A 19,081-nucleotide genomic window follows, 5' to 3' on the forward strand; every position below is an offset into this window, starting at 1 on the left:
GTATGCGTCTCAAAATTATTTCTGTGGCTGCCGTAGCGGCGTTCCTGGCTATTCCTGTGGCGGTCAAGTTCGGGGCGCGGAAGCCGAGTCGTGAAGCCGACATCGCCAGCGTGCAGAAGCTGGTCATTCGTCCCTCCATCCTGGCCACAGGTAACCTGGTTTTCCGACAGGAGGTCCTGCTCTCGGCCGAGGTGATCGGCAAGGTCGCGGCCGTCCTTGTCAAAGAGGGCGCCCCTGTGATGCGCGGACAGGTGCTACTGCGCCTTGATCCCACGTCCTACTTGGCCGAGGTGGCGCAACAGGAGGCCGCGCGGCGCAACGCCGGGATCGCCATCGAGCGCGCGCAGATCAACCTGGCGAGCCAGGAGCGCAACTTGGAGCGGACTGCCCGGTTATACAAGGACAAGTACATCGACGTTTCAAGGTACGACGATGCCGTTCACCAGGTCGACCTGGCGCGCGTCGAGCTGCGCGCCAGTCGCGAGACGCTGGAACAAGCCAGCGCACAGCTGGCGCAGGCACACGAGCACTTGGCCAAGACTGAAGTCAGGGCACCGATCGAGGGTACGGTGACGGCAGTGCCGATCAAGGTCGGGGAGACGGCGGTCGCCAGTGCGACCGGCATCGCCGGCTCGTCGCTGATGACGATCGCCAACGTCAGCTCCATCATGGCCGAGGTGAACGTGGACGAGGCAGACATAGCGCGCGTTGCTGAAGGCCAACTTGCGAAGGTGTTTCCGGCCGCGTTCCCCGATCAGCCGCTCGAAGGCAAAGTGGACAGTGTCGCAATGGCGCCGAAAGTGTTGGTGGCGGGTGGTTCACAGAGCCGCAACTACGTCGTCAAAGTGCGCCTGCCCGGTTCCAAGCTGGCATTGCGCTCGGGCATGACTTGTCGCGTCGAGATCGGCGTCGGCAGCAGCAGTGCCCTACCGGCGGTGCCGATCCAGGCGGTGCTGAACGACGAGGTAGCGGACAGCCGAGACCGCGCGAAGAGCGCGAACTACGTGTTCGTCGTGCAGCAGGGAAAGGCGAAGAAGACGGCCGTGGAGCTTGGCCAGGCGGACGACGCAAGCCAGGAAATCATCAGAGGCGTGGCCGTCGGCCAAACGATCGTCATTGGTCCTGCGCGCGCGCTCCGGGAACTGCACGATGGCGACCTCGTGACGCCGAAGAAGGCCGACGTCAGGGTCGCGGAGGCGGGGCGGTGATCTGTCTGCGAAGCGTCGTCAAACAGTACCGCATGGGAGGCCAGTTGTTGTATGCGCTGGAGGGCGTAGACCTTTCCATCGAACGCAACGAACTTGTCGCCATCGTCGGCACATCCGGTTCCGGCAAGTCGACCATGATGAACATCGTCGGCTGTCTGGACCGCCCGACTGGTGGCGAGTACCGGTTGAACGGTATCGACGTGGGGTCCATGTCCGGCGACGACCTGGCGCGAGTGCGCAACCGCGAGATCGGCTTCGTTTTCCAGAGTTTTCATTTGCTTCCGCGCGAGAGCGCCCTCGACAACGTGGCACGACCTCTCATCTATCGTGGCGTGCCGTTGCGCGAACGCCTGACGCTGGCCGCTGCAGCACTGTCTCGAGTTGGCCTGCGTGATCGCATGCATCACAGGCCGAATGAACTGTCAGGCGGCCAGCGCCAGCGCGTAGCCATCGCGCGCGCCCTTGTCGGCGAACCGTCGATACTGCTTGCGGACGAACCGACCGGCAACCTCGATTCCGCTACGAGCCGCGAAATCATGGACCTGATCTTGGACGTCCACGCGCAGGGGCAAACGGTAGTCCTTGTGACCCACGAGCCTGAGATCGCCGAGCAGTGCGGGCGCATCGTGCGTCTCCGTGATGGACACATCGTGTCCGACGTTGTTGCGACAAAGGACTTAATTGGGGCGGCCGAATGAATGTGTTGCTAGAAGGCATGCGTTCCGCCCTCGGTGCGATTCGCGCGCATCGTTTGCGTAGCTTCCTCACGTCGCTCGGCATCATTATCGGTGTGGCTTCCGTCATCACGGTGGTTTCGCTGATCCAAGGATTGTCGAAAAGCGTCAGCGACCAGTTTGAGGGCTTGGGCGGCAACGGCCTCACGGTAAAGGCGCGCGATGATCGCAAGGACGCGTTACGCGGCAAATCGAACTATCTGCGTTTCGAGGACGTTGAGCAACTACGAGCGCACGTGGAAGGGATCCGCGAAATAAGTCCTGTGTTCATGCCCGGGTTTTCCGAGCTTGGCTTCAAGAGCCAGACCGCCACGGCCCAGGTGTTTGCGACATCGGCCAGTTACCAGGACGTGAACAACCGCTACGCACGCATCGGGCGGTTTATCAGCGATGCCGACGATGCAAGCGCGCGTCGTGTCGCAGTCATCGGCGAGAAATTAATCGAGGAGCTACGTCTGCCCCCAGATCCCGTTGGTCAGTTCATTCGATTTGCTAACGAGTGGTTCAAGATTGTCGGGGTAATGGAAAAGCAAGGCGACGTGTTCGGCATTTCGCGGGACCGTTACATGATCATCCCGTTCAAAACGGGGCAGAGCATCATCGGCAACAACACGCGACCGCAGCTCCAGATTACTCTGGCTGTACGCGACTTGGGCCGAATGGAAGAGACTCACAACCGGATTGCGGCCGTCCTACGCCACGCCCACCGTCTTAAGTTCAATGAGACTGACGACTTCGAGATCGACTCGGCCGACCAGATCGCAAAGAGTTTCGACAAATTGAGCAGCACAGTCACGCTTGTGATGAGCGGCGTCGTCGGCATTGCACTGCTGGTGGGCGGCATCGGAATCATGAATATCATGCTCGTCTCGGTGAAGGAGAGGACGCGCGAGATCGGTATTTGCAAAGCGCTGGGCGCGCGCAGCCAGGATATTCTCCTGCAATTTTTGATAGAGGCCGTCACGCTGTCGCTGCTGGGTGGTTTGGTCGGCCTCGTTATCGGGTACACGCTCGGCGCCGCCATCGCAGGCATGATTCCAGATTTTCCGCCGGCGGTCGTACCGTGGTGGGCCGCGCTCGTTGCGGTGCTTTTTTCCGGAGGGGTTGGTGTCGTATTCGGAGTCGTCCCGGCAAGCCAGGCTGCTAGGCTGGATCCAATCGATGCACTGCGCTACGAATGACCTGAGTGAAAACCATATATACAGACATGTTTGTGCTGAAAAGCCCAGCGGAGGAATCGCACGGCAGTAATGCCCTATCGAATTCTTATCAACCCAGAAGTTAATCCACGCCCTCAGCGAATAACTGCTGCATATCGACTCGCAAGGTATCGTATTCCTGCGGGATCGGCCGCCTTTTATGCCGATTTTCGAATGCCTTCACGCATTTGAAAATCGCGCACCGCTTTTCCCCAAAACGTCGCCCAACTGTTCGCCAGGGCCCGACTTTTCAGTCGGCGCTTCAATTCGTAGTCATTTATTTCTGGTATGTGCTCGTGGACGAAATTCGCGAAAAAGATAACGGCATTTACGGATTTTATAATATTGACAGCGATACATCCGAATAGCACAATCTACCTGCGTTCGTTTCGGAGTTTTTAATTTCGTTTTGGCGCAAAATAGTCTCGCTCGTTCGCACTGATTTAATGTGATATTTGGTGTATTTCACGAGGTGCGAATGGAGTGAATTTTCCACACTTTAGAAAGAGAAAACATGTCCAACGTAAACAAACTGGCATTCAACAAAACGACCATCCGCACCCTGACCGACGACGAAGTCGGCTCGGTCGCTGGCGGCACCACTCCGCTGACTCCGGCTACGCCTTATCTCGTCGCGTCGTCCGAGCCTTGCGCTATTGCCGTGGTCACGGTGATCACCCTGGCGTAATAAGCTTCCACATGGCGGCGGCCGGCACCGCCATGTGGTTAATGTCTTCGAACGTCATTTGGCATTGGGTTATTGACCGGGTGCGAACGCGAATATGCCGTAATGCGCCGAGTGGGCGTTTTGGTTATCCGCCGTATCGCGTGACCAATTTTTCCAGAAGGGATGTATGCATGTCTGTCTCGAAAAAACTAGAATTTAACAAAACGACAATCCGTACCCTGACCGACAATGAGGTGAATTCAGTCAGTGGCGGAACGGTCGACTACTTCGTCCTGTCCAGTATGCCGTGCGCTGTTGCAATCGCACAGGCGCTTTATCCGACTATTTTCGGCTGACCGCGATTGATGAAGAGAGAGCGCGGGTCGTCAAGATCTTCGCTTTCGCGCTTCCCCAGCATGGGCTGTTGGTAGTCGCCCGCCAAAAAATAAATATGCATTGACTAGGTTTTGCACATCTATGGAACAGAGTGAACTGTTTAGGGCGGAGTGCGTCAACGCGCAACGGGCCCGGTTTTATGGTGTCGTGATCTTCCCTTTTCGTAGTCCGGCGCGATGGATGTGGATAGTATTGTCGGCGGCCCTTGTGTGCTTACTGAAGATTGTTTTAGATCTGTATTAAGATATGAAGTTATCCCGCATCCTGAGACGCCCTTTCGAACTCTTGCAACGGACTGCGCCGAAACGGCCGCCTGTCCTGCATCAAAGCGAAGCAACGGAATGTGGCCTTGCCTCTCTTGGCATGGTCGCTGCATATCATGGTCATGTCATCGATATGGTGTCGTTGCGCCAGAAGTACCCGATTTCGCTCAAGGGAGCGGTGTTGTCGGACCTCATCAAAATCGCCGCAAAAATGGGGATGCAATCAAGGCCGCTGCGGTTGGAAATTGACGATCTAAAATATTTGCAGTTGCCTTGCATCTTGCACTGGGACATGAATCACTTTGTGGTTCTGGTAGAGGTGCGTAACGATTACCTTATCATTCACGACCCATCCTGTGGCCGTCGCCAGGTCAGCATGGAGGCCGCCTCGCGTAATTTCACCGGTGTCGCCCTCGAACTTTGGCCGTCTCCTAATTTTAAACGCGGTAAACACGGCAGCCTTGTAAGCCTTTCTAGTGTCGTGCAGCCGAACCGCACCCTGGGTACGGCCGTCTTGGGCGTTTTCGCGCTCGCAGTCGTGCTCGAAGTCTTGGCGTTAATTAATCCGCTCTATTTGAGATGGGTCACGGACCGTGTGATCGTGAGCGGTGATATGGGTCTGCTCACGAAGCTCGCTGCGGGTTTTGCATTCATCGTGCTAATCCAGCAGTTGATTTCTTATCTGCGTCTTTGGATTATCGTAAAGGTGAGTGCGCAGGTTGGCGTCGCATGGCGTATCAACATATTTTCCCACCTCGTAGGCTTACCTGTTCAATATTTCGAAAAGCGTTTTTTGGGTGACATCGCCTCTCGCTTCGGTGCGATCGAACAGATTCAGCGGACACTCACTTCATCATTCATAGAAGGTTTGCTCGACGGCCTAATGGTAACCGTTACGGGCGTAGTGATTTTCTATTACAGTGTCCCGTTGGGAAGCATCGTCCTGGGATCGATGTTGCTTTATGCACTTTGCCGTTTTATCTGGTACCGCAAGCTGCGGTTGGCTAGTGAAGAGCAGATCGCGCACACTGCTAAGCAGCAGACACATTTCATTGAAACAATACGCGGAATTCGGGCGCTAAAATTGTTCCAGCGGCTGCCTGAACGTCAGAATGCCTGGGCCGCTTTGCTGGCGGAGCAGGTAAACGCAGAATCCCGGACGCAACTTCAACATATCGGCTTTCGAGCCGTGAACGGCTTACTTTTCGGGCTCGAAAACGTCATCGTTATCTGGCTCAGCGGCCGTCTCATTCTATCCGGCAACTTTACCGTCGGTATGTTGCTCGCATTTATTGCATATAAAACCGAGTTTACCAGGCGTATGTCTTCTCTTGTGGACAAGCTTTTCGATTTGCGTCTGTTACGACTGCAGTTGGAACGAATCGCCGATATTGTGCTGACACCTCAGGACAGCGCGAATTCAAAACCGTCTGAACTTGGGGTCGACACGGAACTGGACGACGCGTCCGTAGCGATAAGCGGTTTGTCGTTCCGCTACAGTGAGGGCGAACACAACACACTGCGAAATTTGAATTTACGCATCCCTGCAGGGCAGTCGGTTGCTATTGTGGGACCATCGGGGAGCGGCAAAACTACATTGGTGAAACTTTTACTCGGCACCTTAACGCCGACCGAAGGTTCCATCCGAATTAGTGGACAAGACAGCTGCAGCGAATCCGTTCGAGACGCGGTGGCAACCGTCATGCAAGATGACACGCTGTTTGCGGGGTCGGTGGCGGAAAATATTTGCTTTTTCTCCCCGAACCCGGATATGGCGTGGATTAAAGAGTGCGCGAGGATGGCGGCCGTCGCTTTGGAAATAGAAGTGATGCCCATGGGCTACAACACACTTATTGCCGAGATGGGTACTGCGCTATCTGGTGGACAGAAACAACGGATATTGATTGCCCGCGCGTTGTACAAACGGCCCAAGTTGCTCATCCTTGACGAAGCGACCAGTCACCTGGACATCATGCGGGAACAGGAGGTGAACGCAGCAATCCGTGAACTGAAGATCACACGCATCATCGTTGCGCATCGTCGGGAAACTATCGCCTCCGCTGATCGTGTCATTGCTCTTGTTGATGGGGAAATAATGCGCGACATAATTCCCGGTGAGGTCGAGCATGCGACGAATGGAATCGATGAAAGTAACTTGGACACTGTAAATGGCTGAGATGAATTTGAAGCATAACGATACGCTGAGCCACGACGGTTACATCGTCTATCGTCGTCCGTTACTCAGTCTCGGATTCTTGGATGCATGGCTGCAGACATATCACAATGCGGCTGACGTGGGAAATTGTCACGATGCGATAAATTCGTTGCTGTCAAACGAAGATATATCAGGCGCGATCCGTATAAACAATCCGGCGCTTTACGCACGTCTTCGGGAAGCCACTTCGCACGAGAAAGCATCAGCTGATTTTCTGGTGCTGCTGCGGTATCTGGTGAGGATGAGCACCCGAGCCACGCCGTTTGCTGCTTATGCAGCTGTCGGCGTTGGAAATATTGGTGCACAACTCCGCCCAGAACTTGATGGATCTGTCGGGTGTGACCTGGATATCGATTGCGGTGTCCTGTTGGAGCTGGACCGTAAACTTAAATCCGAAGTCGCCCGCGACGACAGGATGCGTGTACGGCTGCCGAATATCATCTATCGCAAGGGCGAAGTGATTCAGTTTGTTGAGCAACGGCTCGAGAACAAGCGTCTGAATTACGAACTATCGCGTACCGATCGGAGCGAGTTCATTGATTTAACGATGAGCCGCTTGAACCAGCCCCGGCGCATTGGCGAGTTGGCTGATGAGCTCGTGGAACTTGATCCAAGTGTAACGCGTGACGAAGTCGTTGATTTTTTTTATCGGCTGCTCGACGCGGGCTTCGTTCAGATCGATGCCGATTTGGAACTGACCGGTGGCAACCGTTTGGGGAGATACCTTGAGAGTATCGCATCCGCGGTACCGCAGGCTACGAGTACGCGTCCCTTTGAATTGCTTAAGAGCGTCCACACGCTGCTAATGCCGGGCACACGCCACAGGTTGCCAGCCGCGGCGCCGCGGGTAGAGAGGGCAGAGGGTCTTCTCGCGGAATATGGGTACACGTTTCCAAGCGGGCATGTAGTCCATGCTGATTCATTCTGCGATTCCAACTTGGTCGCTGTCGACGAGCGCACTGTAGCGAAGTTATACGACGTCATCGCTACTATGCGTTGCCTGCTGCCCAAGCAGGAGGATAACTCTTGGCGTGAGCTGGTCTCGAAGTTTGAGGACAGATTCGGCACCGAACTTGTTCCGTTGGTCGTGGCGCTCGATCCGGACTGTGGGATTGCGTTGGATCAATCGCAACAGTCAGCTCGGTGGATGGACGGGGTCCGGATTTTACCGAAGTCGGTTTCGAGACCAAACGATGAACATGTATATCAGGCATTGCTCAACACCTGCATCCGGTCAAGTCAAAATTCGATCGATCTTCACGACGTCTTTCCCCATCCGGCCGGCGTACCTTCTGCGCTCCCAGGAAGTTTCTCTGCGTGTTTGACCGTTTATCAGGAGGGCACTGAGAGTCCATCCATGGCCGTAAACTTCCTGCACGGTCCGGGCGCGACGAATCTTAACGCTCGATTTGCCGCACGGGATCCCAAACTGGCCAAGGCAGTGCAGGGCACAGCCGCGAGGGAAGACAATGCAAGTGACGAGACCGTGTACGCCGAGGTGATCTATCTTCCGAGCCCACGTCATGCAAACGTGTCGACTCGGCCGGCTTCGCGGGACTATGAGATCGTATTGTCGGGAGGGAGTTCGGTTCCCAGGGAAAGGCAGATCCGACCGGATGAACTAAGTATTGGCGTCGTGGCGGGAGAGATTGTTCTCTGGTCGACGAAGCTTAATAAACGTGTTATTCCGAGGTTTAGTAGTGCGTACAACTATCGACATAAAGGCAACTTAGGAATATATCAATTCCTGTGCAGGCTTGCTGCGAATTCGCCACAGCTTCCGAATTTCCGGTGGCCGGCCTCGATGTGGCGGGTTCCCTCGCTCCCGCGTGTGATGTGCGGCGATGTCTTGATATCTCGTGCCCGTTGGCATTGGAACAAAACGAAGATTCTCGATGTTTGCGCCCATATTGAGAAGAAAAACTGGTCGGAATTGGAAGCGATATTCGATGAGTCAGCCATGCCGCGGTGGTTTTCCGTCGAGGCCGGGGACAACTTGCTTGAGATTGACCGGCGTAATTTTCTTGCGCTGACGTTGCTGCGGGACGAGATCCGGAGTCTGGAAGAAGTGGTGTTAACTGAATCTCCTGCGCGGATCGGCCAACCGGTGTTGAACAGGGGAAACGGCCGCTGGCATTCAGAAATCATCGTTCCGCTTCACGGGTGCCGTGTACTTGCCAAGCAGGATGACGAATTTTCCAGGTATTCACGTTTCGTGCTGGGAAATGCTGTTCTGGACTTGGCCCCTACGCCAAAGCACGAGCATGCGTGGCATTACGTCAAGATTTATGCTAGTGAAGACTATCTTGAATCGCTGCTTGTCAGCCACATTGAGCCGTTATTGCGCCAGGCCGTCGATACCGGAATAGTCAAGTGCTGGTTTTTCATTCGGTACTATGACCCGGATTTCCACTTGCGCCTTCGTCTGCAAGGCGGTGGCGACACTTTCGCAATGTTACTCCGGCATTTGCACGATGATTTGCTCGGAACTCGATACGCGCGCCAGGAGATTGCTGCCTATCGGACGGATCATTACCTCCCGGAGTACAGTCGTTACGGTGGTCGCCATCTCATGCCGCTAGTGGAGAGGATATTTCATGGCGACAGCGTATTTTCCGTCAAAATGTTGCGTGCAGCGAGGCGGACTGATTCGAGCGACATCGTTTGGAAGGCAGCTCTTTGTGGTGCACTGGACTATATGAGGATGTGTGGCCTGTCCCACTCAGTTGTGAACGATATGGTGCAGTTCCAGAGGAAAGCTTTTGGCAATGAAATGGAACTTGGTAAGTCGGAATTTGACGGACTAGGAAAAGTCTATCGCAGACATAGAAAATATATCGAGTCCGTGGTTGCTTCCTCTGAAATGCCTGACGATATTATCGGAAATGCGCTGCGTGACAGAGCCGAAAGTGCCCAGCCATTGCTTGAAGAGCTGTGTTCGTCTGCAGATTCATCCGCTATAGCTCATCTATTGCCGAGTATTATTCATATGCAGGCCAACCGGTTGTTCACGGGGATTTCTCGCCCGCAGGAATTCGTAATTTGGGACTTTTTGGCAAGGGCTCAACGCTCTGTTGCCGCACGCTCCAAGTCTGAAATATCCGAACCTCATGGTGATACTCATGAAGAGTGTTAGGAAGATTTGGGAGGGATTTCGGAAAGCGTTGCCGAGGAATCGTTCCGAGCCACCGATAAACTATTTTTCGGAAGGCGACTGCTCTGCGCTGTATCGGTTGGACAATAAATCTCACGATTCGGCGGTCGATGACCAGACATGGTCTGACCTGTCTATGCAATCGTATTTCGATAGGCTCACGGAAAGAACAAGCATTTTTGGAAAGCAGACGCTCTACGCTTGGTTGAGGACGGGGCAGGACGACAAGCGGAGCAGCGGTACGCAGCAAACCGTCAGTTCTCTAATGGCCGATCCGGCTGGGCGATCAAGTTTGCGCGCGGCTATGACACCGCTACGTGCCGCAGAAGTCGAAATAGCCGAGTTTATTTTCGAGAACGCTGAACAATCTGGCACCCCGCGCTGGTTGCCCCTCTTGTATGCGATTCCTCCACTGATGATTGTGGCCGCACTTAACGCGTATTTCTCTCCCGTTCGTGCGGTGGCCCTGACCGGCTTTTGCACTGCAGTCGGACTTCTCCTTGTCCTGTTTGCGCTGCACATGCGTTACGACGAAACGATTCGCGCCTGGAGGATGCGGATGGATTCGGTCTTCCATTTGCTCCACGGGATAATCGCCGTGGCGGCGCTTGATGAGGGGAAATACGCTGACTTTTGCTTAATGCGAGGCAAGGCAGCCAAGTTGGGTGGCAAGCTTGCGAGATGGCCTGTGCCGAGAGGGCTCGCCGAGTCCGTGCGTGACTACTTCGACTGGTTTTTCCTGGGCAAGGTTCGGCACTACTTCAAGCAGGTCCGTCATATTCAAAGAAATTCAGAGTATTTACTCAGCGCGTATAGATTGTGCGGTGAGCTGGAAGCGGCCCACGCGATTGCTGAGCATCTGAATACACGCTCGGATTATTGCTGGGTAGAACCTGGAATGTCAAAACGAGTGGAATTTTGCGATGCTGTTCATCCGCTCTTGAGTGACGCTCATTCCTTGTCGGTGCGGATGGATGGGCGCGGGATCTTTCTAACCGGGCAGAATGGCGTCGGAAAAAGTACATTGCTGAGAACGATTGGACTGAACACTGTCATTGCACGCGCCTTCGGCTTCTGTTATGCGTCCAAAGCAGTCCTTCCGAGACTTTGTGTAAGGACAAGCATTCAGAACGTCGATTCTCTTCTTGAGGGAGAGAGTCTTTACATCTCAGAGCTAAGGCGTGCGCGTGAACTTCTTCAAGAAGGTGCCGAAGAATCCTCTTATTTATATATTATAGACGAGATATTTCGAGGCACAAATTACCTTGAATCCGTGTCCGCAGCAGCTGCACTGCTAGACAGATTGGCAGAAAAAGGCATTGTCATTGTTTCTTCCCATAACGCCATTTTGGCGACGCTGCTTGCTAATAATTACACGGCATATTATCTGAGCCGCGAATCTCCCTCGGGCCTCCCTGTTCTGAAACGAGGCGTTCTGAGCGAAACGAATGGCATTTCGCTGCTGAGAGCGCACGGATTTGACGACGAAATTGAACGCAATGCGCTCAAGGTTTTCGATTGGCTGAACCGCTACTTGGCGCATCCTTTGGGCGGCGAAAGCGTGCTCGAGAAAAAAAATACTGTCCAGGATAAGGGAGGTTTGGATGCGGCTTGATGGCAATCATCCAATAAAATATAAATGCTGACTATTTCCGATTTTCGTGAAAACCTGGTTGAGTACGCATGCGTCCGTGTTCGCAATACTAAGACCGTGTGGATCAATGACGCTGAGATGTCAATGCTGAGCCAGGCGCTCAATTCAACTCCCACGCCTGAATCCTTTGCGCACTTTTTTTCCTATTTGCCTAAGGATAATTCCCGCTTCCAGACGGAAGATCTGGATTTAACTGACGTACGCACATACCAAGCGGAGCGGTATGGTGGGCATGGGGTCGGGCCGAACGGCGGCGGTGCCCGTGTGGGGAACTATGGCGGTTTTCAGATCAAGGGCACCGGGCCTAATCCCCTTGGCGACCGGACTTACTCGACTTGGCACTCTTATGGCTCATTACATTTGGTGGACGCGGCGTATGAGGCCATCATGTCCACCGTGCTGAACCGTCTGCTGCCTCACGGTTGCGTCAAGACCTTGGGCCTTATCTTTACCAATAGCTCGGGCGCCTTACATGCAAGAGGCTCGGAGCTGCATCCGGCTTCGGGTGCGCTGCTGGTACGTGAACAGAGCGTCAGACCTGCGCATTTCATGAGGGCAGCACTGTTTTCGCCAACAAAACCGAGCGAGTTGATGCCTGATCGTCACCGGGTCCGTGCGGTCAACCGCCAGTTGCGCAAGCAATTCGGAAACGACAACGGCTACATCAAATACCTTGGGACGTTCATTCTTTCGGCAGCCCAGCAGTTTGCGTTTGCCTTGGCCGCGCGCATTACCCACGGCGCCCTGACCCCGTCTAATATCTGCCTCGATGGGCGTTGGATTGACCTGACTGAAACCCGCTTCCTGCCAGGCGGCGTCAATTTCTGCGGGCAGACACCGTTTTATCAAGACGCGCAAATTGTCGTGCAAATCATCGTCGAATTGGCGCATGTTTATGGCAAGAGCAATGGCATCCAGTTTAATTTAACGCCCCTGATCACCTACTATCAGGAGATGTTCGACAGCTGTTTCGCCTGTTATGCGTTGGCCATTCTCGGCTTGCCTGCGGCGGCCCAGGCCGACGCTGCGGAAAGCGACGAGGGCCAGCTGGTTGCGAAGGCGCTGCGGGCGGTGATCACCAACAATAAAACTCCGCTGCGGAAGATCGAGGATGTCCCGAATCCCGAGGATCCGGTCGTTGCATTCATCCGTACGCTGTATCTCGGCCTGGTTGGGATCGAGGAGTTCCCGGACGAGTTGGCGGGTGTCCTGCGGCGTGCCGGCATAGAGTGTCGAGATGCCGCAACCGCCTTTGTCAGGCTCAGTTCGTACGCGGCGAGCATTGCCGACTCCGAATCATTCGGCGCCACTCAGCGTATCGCTTGCGCGATCAAGGCGTGGCGCTGGGCCAAGCTATCGGCGTTCTTTTACCGGAGTCGGCTAACTCCGCACTTGTTTTACCTGGATGCCGAGCGATCGCCGTCCGATATAGGCGCCTACATCGCGGAATGTATCGATAACGCCACCTGGATATTTTCCGCGGACACCGACGGTGCGATCCCCATTTTTCAGACTCCCGCGCTGCGGCTCATTTTTGACACCGTGCGCGAAGCCTATGTGCTGGACATGTCCGGCACCCACCTGTTTACGCATTTCGCGGACTGCGTGCGCTACCTCCGCGACAACGATGCGCAACTGGTGCTCAGCGACAACTTTGATGCGTTCAATTATCTCGATAGTCTGGCGGACCTCCTGAAGGAACTCGAGCGCGAACCAGAGCATCGGACCGATAGCCAGGTCTTCCGCACTTTTACTTGAACGCATACGGATGTGACATATGTACAAAAGTCTTCCTCCAGAATTCCCAATGGCGCTGGATTTAGTCAGCCGCTGCAATGTCAACCTCGATATGGCTACATTGAGGGCAATCCAAGCCGCCGCAATAGCCAACACCCTGACGATCTTATGGGGCGTCTACGACGATCCGATAGGATTCGTCGTATGGGCGGGAGTCAATCAGGACAGCGTCCGGATGATTAACAAGTTCAAGCTCCTTCCCGCCCGAGTATGGGAATTCAAGGAGGGCCATATAACGCAAATTCTTCACGTTTTTTTTGTTCCACCTTTTAATTTTGAAGCCAAGTCCCAGTTGAGGAAGTTCTTGAGAGGTCGACGTGTGATTTCCTATACGAGGAAAGAAAAGAATAAGCTGTTTGTGAGAACCTCATCCGGGTTTAGGAGATCTGAGAAACTATGCTGAATGTTCCACACAAGGATTTGACCACTTCGACCGTTGGCGGCGTGCGAACCGTCGGACATCCGTTGATTTGGATTCCATCGCTATACATCGTGATGGGCCTTCCTAGCGCTGTCATTGGCGTTCTGGCAGTGGTCATGTTCAAGAATCTGGGCGTGCCGACCACGGAAATTGCGCTGTATACCAGCCAGCTGTACCTTCCTTGCGTATTGAAGCCGCTCTGGGCTCCGCTACTCGAGCGATATTGGACAAAGCGCTACTGGGTGCTCGGTATGCAGTTCCTGATGGCTGCGGTGTTTGCGATGATCGTTCTCTCTCTGAGCACGCCTCCGTTCTTTGCGTTATCACTGGTATGTTTATGGATACTGAGTGTTGCCTCGGCGACGCAAGATGTCGTGATAGACGGGTTTTTTATCAACTCGACATCATCAAAGGAACAGATGCGATATTCATCTGTTCAAGCAGCATGCTGGAACTTAGGTTCCCTCATCGTCTCCGGGGGAGTGGTTTCATGCGTTGGACAAATCCACACGTCCGCCGGGCTGAATTGGCAACATTCCTGGATGTTGATGTTGTTCGTGCTTGCGCTCGGTATGGCTGGGGTGGGGCTGTGGCATTCAAGGGTGCTGCCGCATAGCGAACCGCCCAAGGTGCGCTCGAAGGCCACGGATACTTGCTGGCACTCGATCAGACAGTCATGGCTGAGCTTTTTTTCGAAGCGGCATATCGTACTGATGCTGGTCGTTATTTTATTTTACCGATTCGGCGAAGGTTTCATTGACCAATTGGGGCCGGTATTTCTTCTGGAATCGCGCGCCAAAGGGGGCCTGGGTTTAAGTAACCAAGAGCTGGGGATGATCGGCGGCTTGGCCGGGACACTGGCGCTACTTGCCGGTACGTTCGCGGGGGGAATGCTTGCTTCGCGGTTGACATTGCGTCGCTCATTTTTCATCTTGGCGGTGTCGCTCAATTTGCCGCACTTCACTTATTTTTATCTTAGCGCGGCGCAGCCCTCCGACGTGCACACGATACTATTTCTTGTATTTCTGGAGAAATTCGGTTTCGGCATGGGCTCGGTTGGACATATGCTTTATATGATGCAACAGGTTGCCCCTGGTCCATTCCGTATGACTCATTACACGTTTGCGACCAGTACGATGGCTTTGATGCGGTGGATTGCAGGGTCAATAAGTGGCCCGATATTTAATTATTTCAACTTCAGTTATTCGAGCTTTTTCGAATTCGTATTGATTGCATCGGTCCCCGCTATACTGTTGGCAATGTTTGCCCCATTCCCGCACGCAGAGGAGCCCAGTCGTAATTCTTATGGGAAGTTCGATGAAAAACCATCTGCCATAACATGAGCCGGCGCGGGGCGTACCCGGCGAACATGGTTTTTGCGTCTTGAACGCAGGCGGTGTCGCTTGTGTGCATGCGATCCGCCGCCGGAACGGGGGCGGCGATCAGCGCGCCGGCGCCCGCCGCGGCGGCCCGGCAACGTTCACCCGCCCCTTCATCACGGGGTGCAACGTGCACAGGTAGTCGAACGACGGGCCCTTCGCTACCTTGTACCGCCACGATTTGCCGGGCGCCAGCTCGCCCGAACTCACCTTCGCCCCGGCCGCTGTCACGTTGTGGGCGAACATGTCACGGTTTTCCCAGACGATCGTATCCCCCGGCTTGACTTCGACGACTTGCGGCGAAAACTGCATGCCGTCGATGACGACGTGGTGCTCCGCCGCGCCCGCCAGGGCGGGCAGCCAGCACAGGGCGGCAAACAAGGCGGAAGGCAGGGCGGGTTTCACTTGAGCTCGGCCTGGATATGCTTCGCGTGCTCCAGGTGCGCGACGAAGGCCGGGCGCACCTTGACGAGCAGCGCCTTCAGCTCGGCGTTCGACGCGTTCGGGATCAAGGTCTTGTCGAGGGCGTCGAGCACGGTCTGGTGATACGTCACCTCATTGTCGACGTACGCCTGATCGAACGCCTTGCCCGACAGGCCTGCGAGCTTGGTGCGTGTCGCCTCGCCACCCTGCGTGAGGCTCTTGCTCGTATCGTTGTCCTCCGGTGTCACGTGCAGCTTTTGCACGAGCGCCGTGGCCTGCTTGTTGACGCCGCTGTGGTCGGCCACCATGCGCTTGGCGAACGCGCGCACGTCCTTGTTCTTCGATTTCGTCTCGGCCTGCTTGCCGGCGTCGATGTCGACCGTATTGGCGGCGACGACGATGGCGGCGATCTGCGCGTCGTTCGGCCCGGCCGCGTGCGCGGGGACGGACAGCCCCAGGGCGAACAGGGACGACAGCAGCAGGGAAATGGATTTGTTCATGGCAGCATCCTTCGATGAGTTGGAAAAGGTGGAACAACCCATTGGATGCATGTCATTGCGTCCACGTTCCCGCCGTCCGTCAGATTCCCCATTCCACGTCGAGCCGGCGCCGGACCGTCTCCACGATCCGGTCGCAGCGCGCGCCGTCGAAGCCGAACGCGTCCTCGATCGCGAAATCGATCTCGCGCGCGAGCGCCTCGCGCAGCATGGCCCGTGCGCGGAAATAGCGGGTGCGCACCGTGGCCTCGGGAATGTTCAGCGTGGCCGCCGTCTCCTCGACGGTCAGCTCTTCCACGGCGCGCAGCACGAATACGGTGCGGAAGGCGGCGGGCAGCTTGTCGATGCCAGTCTCGATCAGGCGCCGCGTCTGGCCGCGGAAGGCGGCCAGGTCCGGCTGTTCCACTTCGACCGGGCTCTCGTCGGGGGAGTGCGGCGCGTCGGTACCGAAGTCCGCGCCCAGCTCGATGACCTCGGCCAGGCGCCCGGTCTTACGCTGGCGCATCAGGGCGGCATTGACGACGATGCGCGTCAGCCACGTGCCCAGCGCGGATTCGCCGCGGAACGTGGGCAGCGCGCGGTAGACCTGCAGATAAGCGTCCTGCAGGGCGTCCTCGGCTTCCGCGTCGTCGCGCAGGATGCTGCGCGCCACGCGGTAGAGCCGGCGGTTGTAGCGCCGCATGAGGAGGGAAAAAGAGTCGCGGTCGCCGGCGCGGATATGACGCAGCAGCGCGTCGTCGTCGAGGGAAGCGGGATTCGGTGCGGCGGCATGCATGGCGTCTCCTGGTCGTGTGCCTGACGATTGGATGCGGGACGAGCGCCCCGCGTTCCCACCGCCAGGATACGTCAGGCGAGGCCGGCCAGCCGCGCGTTGCGCTCGCGTTCGAGCTTTGTGATGTAGCGCTGCACGGCGGCGAGGTTGCCGCGCGAGATGTCGACGAACTGGCAACCGAGGCGGCGGCTCGTCTTGTTGTTCAGCAGCGTCATGTCGATCGAGTTACGGATTTGCAGCGAGCACGTCACGGGCCCGATTTCCGGCAACTCGATGCGGCAGTTGGCGTACGTGTCGCCGATGGTCGTGCCGAGTTGCATCTTGTTGTCGTAGATCGCGATGCCGCCGCAGCTGATGTCGGCCAGCGGGAACACGGCGGCGGCGCCGCCCATCTCGGCCGGCAGGGGAATCGTCGCGCGTACGGGGTTCGTGACGGGCGTGGGCATGCGGTAGAACTCGCGCCGCTGCAGGCGGATCAGGCTGGCCGGGATGGCGGCGCGCAGTGCGGTGCCGCCGTCGTACTCGACTTCGCTCAGGCCGTCGAGGCCGAACACGATGCGGATCTTGTCCAGCGACGTGTCGCACCGCACCGTGCCGGCAGCCACGATGCGCTGGTTCTGCTCGGGGCTGACGGAACGGTCGACGATGACGGTGTCCGTGTCCGGATCGACGTGCAGCAGCGACGTGACGCAGACATCGGCCTCGCCCTTGATCAGCATGCGGACCAGCTGGTTCTTTTCGGCGAGCTGGCGCAGCAGGGCCACGATTTCCCGCGGCGACTCGATTTCGTAATCGTGCCAGGCTTCTAATTCGGCGTCAGTGATTGCTTGCATCTGTGTCAACCGGAGTGCTTTCTTGTGAGGGGAGGAGCCGTGCGGTGTCGGGGGCGGGCGGTGGGGTCTGCCCAGAAACTTGCGCGGATTCAATATGATAGAGCCAGGCCAGCAGTTCGGCAATGGCGCGGTACAGGGCGGGCGGAATCTGGCGGTCGAGGTCGACGTTCATCAGCAACGCGACGAGTTCCTTCGATTCGTGCACGAACACGCCCGCCTCCTGCGCGCGGCCGATGATCTGTTCGGCGACGAGACCCGAGCCCTTGGCGACGACCTTCGGGGCCGGGTCGCCCGCGCCGTACGCGAGCGCGACCGCGGTCTGGCGCCGCGCGGACTTATCCTTGTCCATCGTCCTGGCCGTCCTCGTGCGCCGCGTGGATGGCGAGCTGGGCCAGCGGCGTGCCGGCCGCGTCCAGCGCCTGCGCGAGGCGCGCGCGGTGCGCGTCCAGCAGGTGCTTGGTGCCGGCGTCGGGCGCGTCGAGGCGGATGTGCAGCCGGTCGCCGGACAGCACGACACGCGCCGCCACTTCGCCTAAAGCGCCGAAGCGCAGGCGCAGGCTGCTGCGCCACGTCGTGCCGTCGGCGCCGTCGCCCTTCTGGCCACCCTGCGCGTCGCGTTCGACGTCCCAGTGCATGTCGCGGCCCGGCCACAGCTGGCCCTGCCAGGCGACGCGACCCTGTTCATGGGCATTCAGTTGCAGGTTGATGAACTGGGCCGTGTTCGGATCGGTGGGCGGCGGCATGCCGCGCGCCTGCGGCTCGGCCGCCAGGTCGGCGCGCGAGCGGGCACCCTCGGCCCATTCGGCCACGTGCGATTCGTAGAACAGGCCGCTCTTGCCGAGGCCATCCTTCAGCGCCTGCGCCATGGCGTCCGCATCGCCGGACGGCGCGGCCAGCAGCGGCGTGCGGCCGACGGCGGCGGTCGCCTGCGTGTCGGCCTTCTGGGCGGCGGCGATGACGTCGCCGAGCGCCTTGCCGGCCGAGCTGATCGAGGCGTTGGCACCGTCGGCGGCGCCGGACGGCAAGCGCGCCATGCTGCGCGCGCCCGCGAGCAGCGCGGCCGTGCGCGCGAGCGCGGCGGCGTCCTTGCCTTCCAGATAAGCGAGCGGGGCGGATTGCGGGCTGGCACCTTCCGGCAGCGGCGGCCCCGCTTCGGCGAACGCGGCGCCGCCCTGGTCCGTGCGGACCTGGAACGTGGGCCGCGGCGTCAGCGCCACGAGGGTCAGCGGCACCTGCGTGCCGGTCTGGGCACCGGGCGGCAGCGGCATGCGCGCGGCCATGTCGTTGACGCGCACGACGAAGCTGCCGTCGGGAAGTTTCGTCATCACGTCGGCCTGCAGCGATTGGCCGACGAGGCCGGCGAGGGCGCGCGTAAAGGCTTGCTGGCGCGGGTCGCCGACGGGGAGGGTAGGACGGGCTGGCGCGACCTGGGTCAGCGAGACGGTATCGCGCGGCAGCATCGTTCAGTC

Annotated in this window: 16 protein-coding genes; 10 read left to right on the plus strand and 6 right to left on the minus strand. The window is 57.4% G+C overall.

Annotation, left to right across the window (positions count from 1 at the left end; translation table 11 throughout):
• Positions 1-2: 2 nt before the first annotated feature.
• The 10 genes from NX784_RS07055 (at position 3) to NX784_RS07095 (ending at position 15,051) form a co-directional block, all read left to right on the plus strand.
• Positions 3-1,208, plus strand: coding sequence for an efflux RND transporter periplasmic adaptor subunit (locus tag NX784_RS07055; protein WP_258815951.1), 1,206 nt, complete (start codon positions 3-5; stop codon positions 1,206-1,208).
• On the plus strand, positions 1,205-1,906 hold the full coding sequence (locus NX784_RS07060; protein WP_258815952.1) for an ABC transporter ATP-binding protein: 702 nt from the start codon (positions 1,205-1,207) through the stop codon (positions 1,904-1,906). The genes NX784_RS07055 and NX784_RS07060 overlap by 4 nt, the downstream gene beginning before the upstream one ends.
• 17 nt (positions 1,907-1,923) lie before the next feature.
• A complete protein-coding gene (locus NX784_RS07065) occupies positions 1,924-3,123 on the plus strand; it encodes an ABC transporter permease (protein WP_258815953.1) in 1,200 nt (399 codons plus the stop codon).
• A 532-nt stretch (positions 3,124-3,655) separates the two neighbouring features.
• A complete protein-coding gene (locus NX784_RS07070; protein ID WP_258815954.1) occupies positions 3,656-3,829 on the plus strand; it encodes a class I lanthipeptide in 174 nt (57 codons plus the stop codon).
• A 170-nt stretch (positions 3,830-3,999) separates the two neighbouring features.
• The gene (locus tag NX784_RS28935; RefSeq protein WP_370662916.1) at positions 4,000-4,164 is read left to right on the plus strand and encodes a class I lanthipeptide; all 165 of its coding nucleotides are present in this window, start codon (positions 4,000-4,002) and stop codon (positions 4,162-4,164) included.
• A 286-nt stretch (positions 4,165-4,450) separates the two neighbouring features.
• On the plus strand, positions 4,451-6,643 hold the full coding sequence (locus NX784_RS07075; RefSeq protein ID WP_258815955.1) for a peptidase domain-containing ABC transporter: 2,193 nt from the start codon (positions 4,451-4,453) through the stop codon (positions 6,641-6,643).
• Complete coding sequence (locus NX784_RS07080; RefSeq protein WP_258815956.1) at positions 6,636-9,818, plus strand: lantibiotic dehydratase; 3,183 nt, start codon at positions 6,636-6,638, stop codon at positions 9,816-9,818. Before NX784_RS07075 ends, NX784_RS07080 begins: the two co-directional genes overlap by 8 nt.
• Before the next feature lie 154 nt (positions 9,819-9,972).
• Positions 9,973-11,451 carry a MutS-related protein gene (locus NX784_RS07085; RefSeq protein WP_258815957.1) on the plus strand — a complete coding sequence of 493 codons (1,479 nt, stop codon included), beginning with the start codon at positions 9,973-9,975 and terminating at the stop codon, positions 11,449-11,451.
• A gap of 24 nt (positions 11,452-11,475) precedes the next feature.
• Positions 11,476-13,248 (plus strand): hypothetical protein, encoded by a 1,773-nt coding sequence (locus NX784_RS07090; RefSeq protein WP_258815958.1) that lies wholly within the window; start codon positions 11,476-11,478, stop codon positions 13,246-13,248.
• A 435-nt stretch (positions 13,249-13,683) separates the two neighbouring features.
• On the plus strand, positions 13,684-15,051 hold the full coding sequence (locus tag NX784_RS07095; protein ID WP_258815959.1) for an MFS transporter: 1,368 nt from the start codon (positions 13,684-13,686) through the stop codon (positions 15,049-15,051).
• A gap of 99 nt (positions 15,052-15,150) precedes the next feature.
• On the opposite strand, the gene NX784_RS07100 is transcribed toward NX784_RS07095, so the two are convergent.
• The 6 genes from NX784_RS07100 to fliK form a co-directional block, all read right to left on the minus strand.
• Positions 15,151-15,492 (minus strand): cupredoxin domain-containing protein, encoded by a 342-nt coding sequence (locus NX784_RS07100; protein WP_258815960.1) that lies wholly within the window; start codon positions 15,490-15,492, stop codon positions 15,151-15,153.
• A complete protein-coding gene (locus NX784_RS07105; RefSeq protein WP_258815961.1) occupies positions 15,489-16,010 on the minus strand; it encodes a DUF4142 domain-containing protein in 522 nt (173 codons plus the stop codon). Before NX784_RS07105 ends, NX784_RS07100 begins: the two co-directional genes overlap by 4 nt.
• A 79-nt stretch (positions 16,011-16,089) precedes the next feature.
• A complete protein-coding gene (locus tag NX784_RS07110; RefSeq protein ID WP_258815962.1) occupies positions 16,090-16,782 on the minus strand; it encodes an RNA polymerase sigma factor in 693 nt (230 codons plus the stop codon).
• 71 nt (positions 16,783-16,853) lie between these two features.
• Positions 16,854-17,612: a flagellar brake protein gene (locus NX784_RS07115; RefSeq protein ID WP_258815963.1), complete on the minus strand. Its 759-nt coding sequence runs from the start codon at positions 17,610-17,612 to the stop codon at positions 16,854-16,856.
• Complete coding sequence (locus NX784_RS07120) at positions 17,596-17,961, minus strand: EscU/YscU/HrcU family type III secretion system export apparatus switch protein (protein ID WP_166858387.1); 366 nt, start codon at positions 17,959-17,961, stop codon at positions 17,596-17,598. The genes NX784_RS07115 and NX784_RS07120 overlap by 17 nt, the downstream gene beginning before the upstream one ends.
• The gene (fliK, locus tag NX784_RS07125; RefSeq protein WP_258815964.1) at positions 17,948-19,072 is read right to left on the minus strand and encodes a flagellar hook-length control protein FliK; all 1,125 of its coding nucleotides are present in this window, start codon (positions 19,070-19,072) and stop codon (positions 17,948-17,950) included. The genes NX784_RS07120 and fliK overlap by 14 nt, the downstream gene beginning before the upstream one ends.
• Positions 19,073-19,081: the final 9 nt, after the last annotated feature.

The organism is Massilia pinisoli (assembly GCF_024753285.1).
In the GTDB taxonomy this organism is placed as follows: Bacteria; Pseudomonadota; Gammaproteobacteria; order Burkholderiales; family Burkholderiaceae_D; genus Telluria; species Telluria pinisoli.

Bases quoted from the DNA above. Each gene is read 5' to 3' on its own strand.
- NX784_RS07055 (WP_258815951.1), top strand. From the start codon at position 3: ATGCGTCTCAAAATTATTTCTGTGGCTGCCGTAGCGGCGTTCCTGGCT.
- NX784_RS07065 (WP_258815953.1), top strand. From the start codon at position 1,924: ATGCGTTCCGCCCTCGGTGCGATTCGCGCGCATCGTTTGCGTAGCTTC.
- NX784_RS07070 (WP_258815954.1), top strand. From the start codon at position 3,656: ATGTCCAACGTAAACAAACTGGCATTCAACAAAACGACCATCCGCACC.
- NX784_RS28935 (WP_370662916.1), top strand. From the start codon at position 4,000: ATGTCTGTCTCGAAAAAACTAGAATTTAACAAAACGACAATCCGTACC.
- NX784_RS07075 (WP_258815955.1), top strand. From the start codon at position 4,451: ATGAAGTTATCCCGCATCCTGAGACGCCCTTTCGAACTCTTGCAACGG.
- NX784_RS07080 (WP_258815956.1), top strand. From the start codon at position 6,636: ATGGCTGAGATGAATTTGAAGCATAACGATACGCTGAGCCACGACGGT.
- NX784_RS07085 (WP_258815957.1), top strand. From the start codon at position 9,973: ATGCAATCGTATTTCGATAGGCTCACGGAAAGAACAAGCATTTTTGGA.
- NX784_RS07090 (WP_258815958.1), top strand. From the start codon at position 11,476: ATGCTGACTATTTCCGATTTTCGTGAAAACCTGGTTGAGTACGCATGC.
- NX784_RS07095 (WP_258815959.1), top strand. From the start codon at position 13,684: ATGCTGAATGTTCCACACAAGGATTTGACCACTTCGACCGTTGGCGGC.
- NX784_RS07105 (WP_258815961.1), bottom strand. From the start codon at position 16,010: ATGAACAAATCCATTTCCCTGCTGCTGTCGTCCCTGTTCGCCCTGGGG.
- NX784_RS07110 (WP_258815962.1), bottom strand. From the start codon at position 16,782: ATGCATGCCGCCGCACCGAATCCCGCTTCCCTCGACGACGACGCGCTG.
- NX784_RS07115 (WP_258815963.1), bottom strand. From the start codon at position 17,612: ATGCAAGCAATCACTGACGCCGAATTAGAAGCCTGGCACGATTACGAA.
- NX784_RS07120 (WP_166858387.1), bottom strand. From the start codon at position 17,961: ATGGACAAGGATAAGTCCGCGCGGCGCCAGACCGCGGTCGCGCTCGCG.
- fliK (WP_258815964.1), bottom strand. From the start codon at position 19,072: ATGCTGCCGCGCGATACCGTCTCGCTGACCCAGGTCGCGCCAGCCCGT.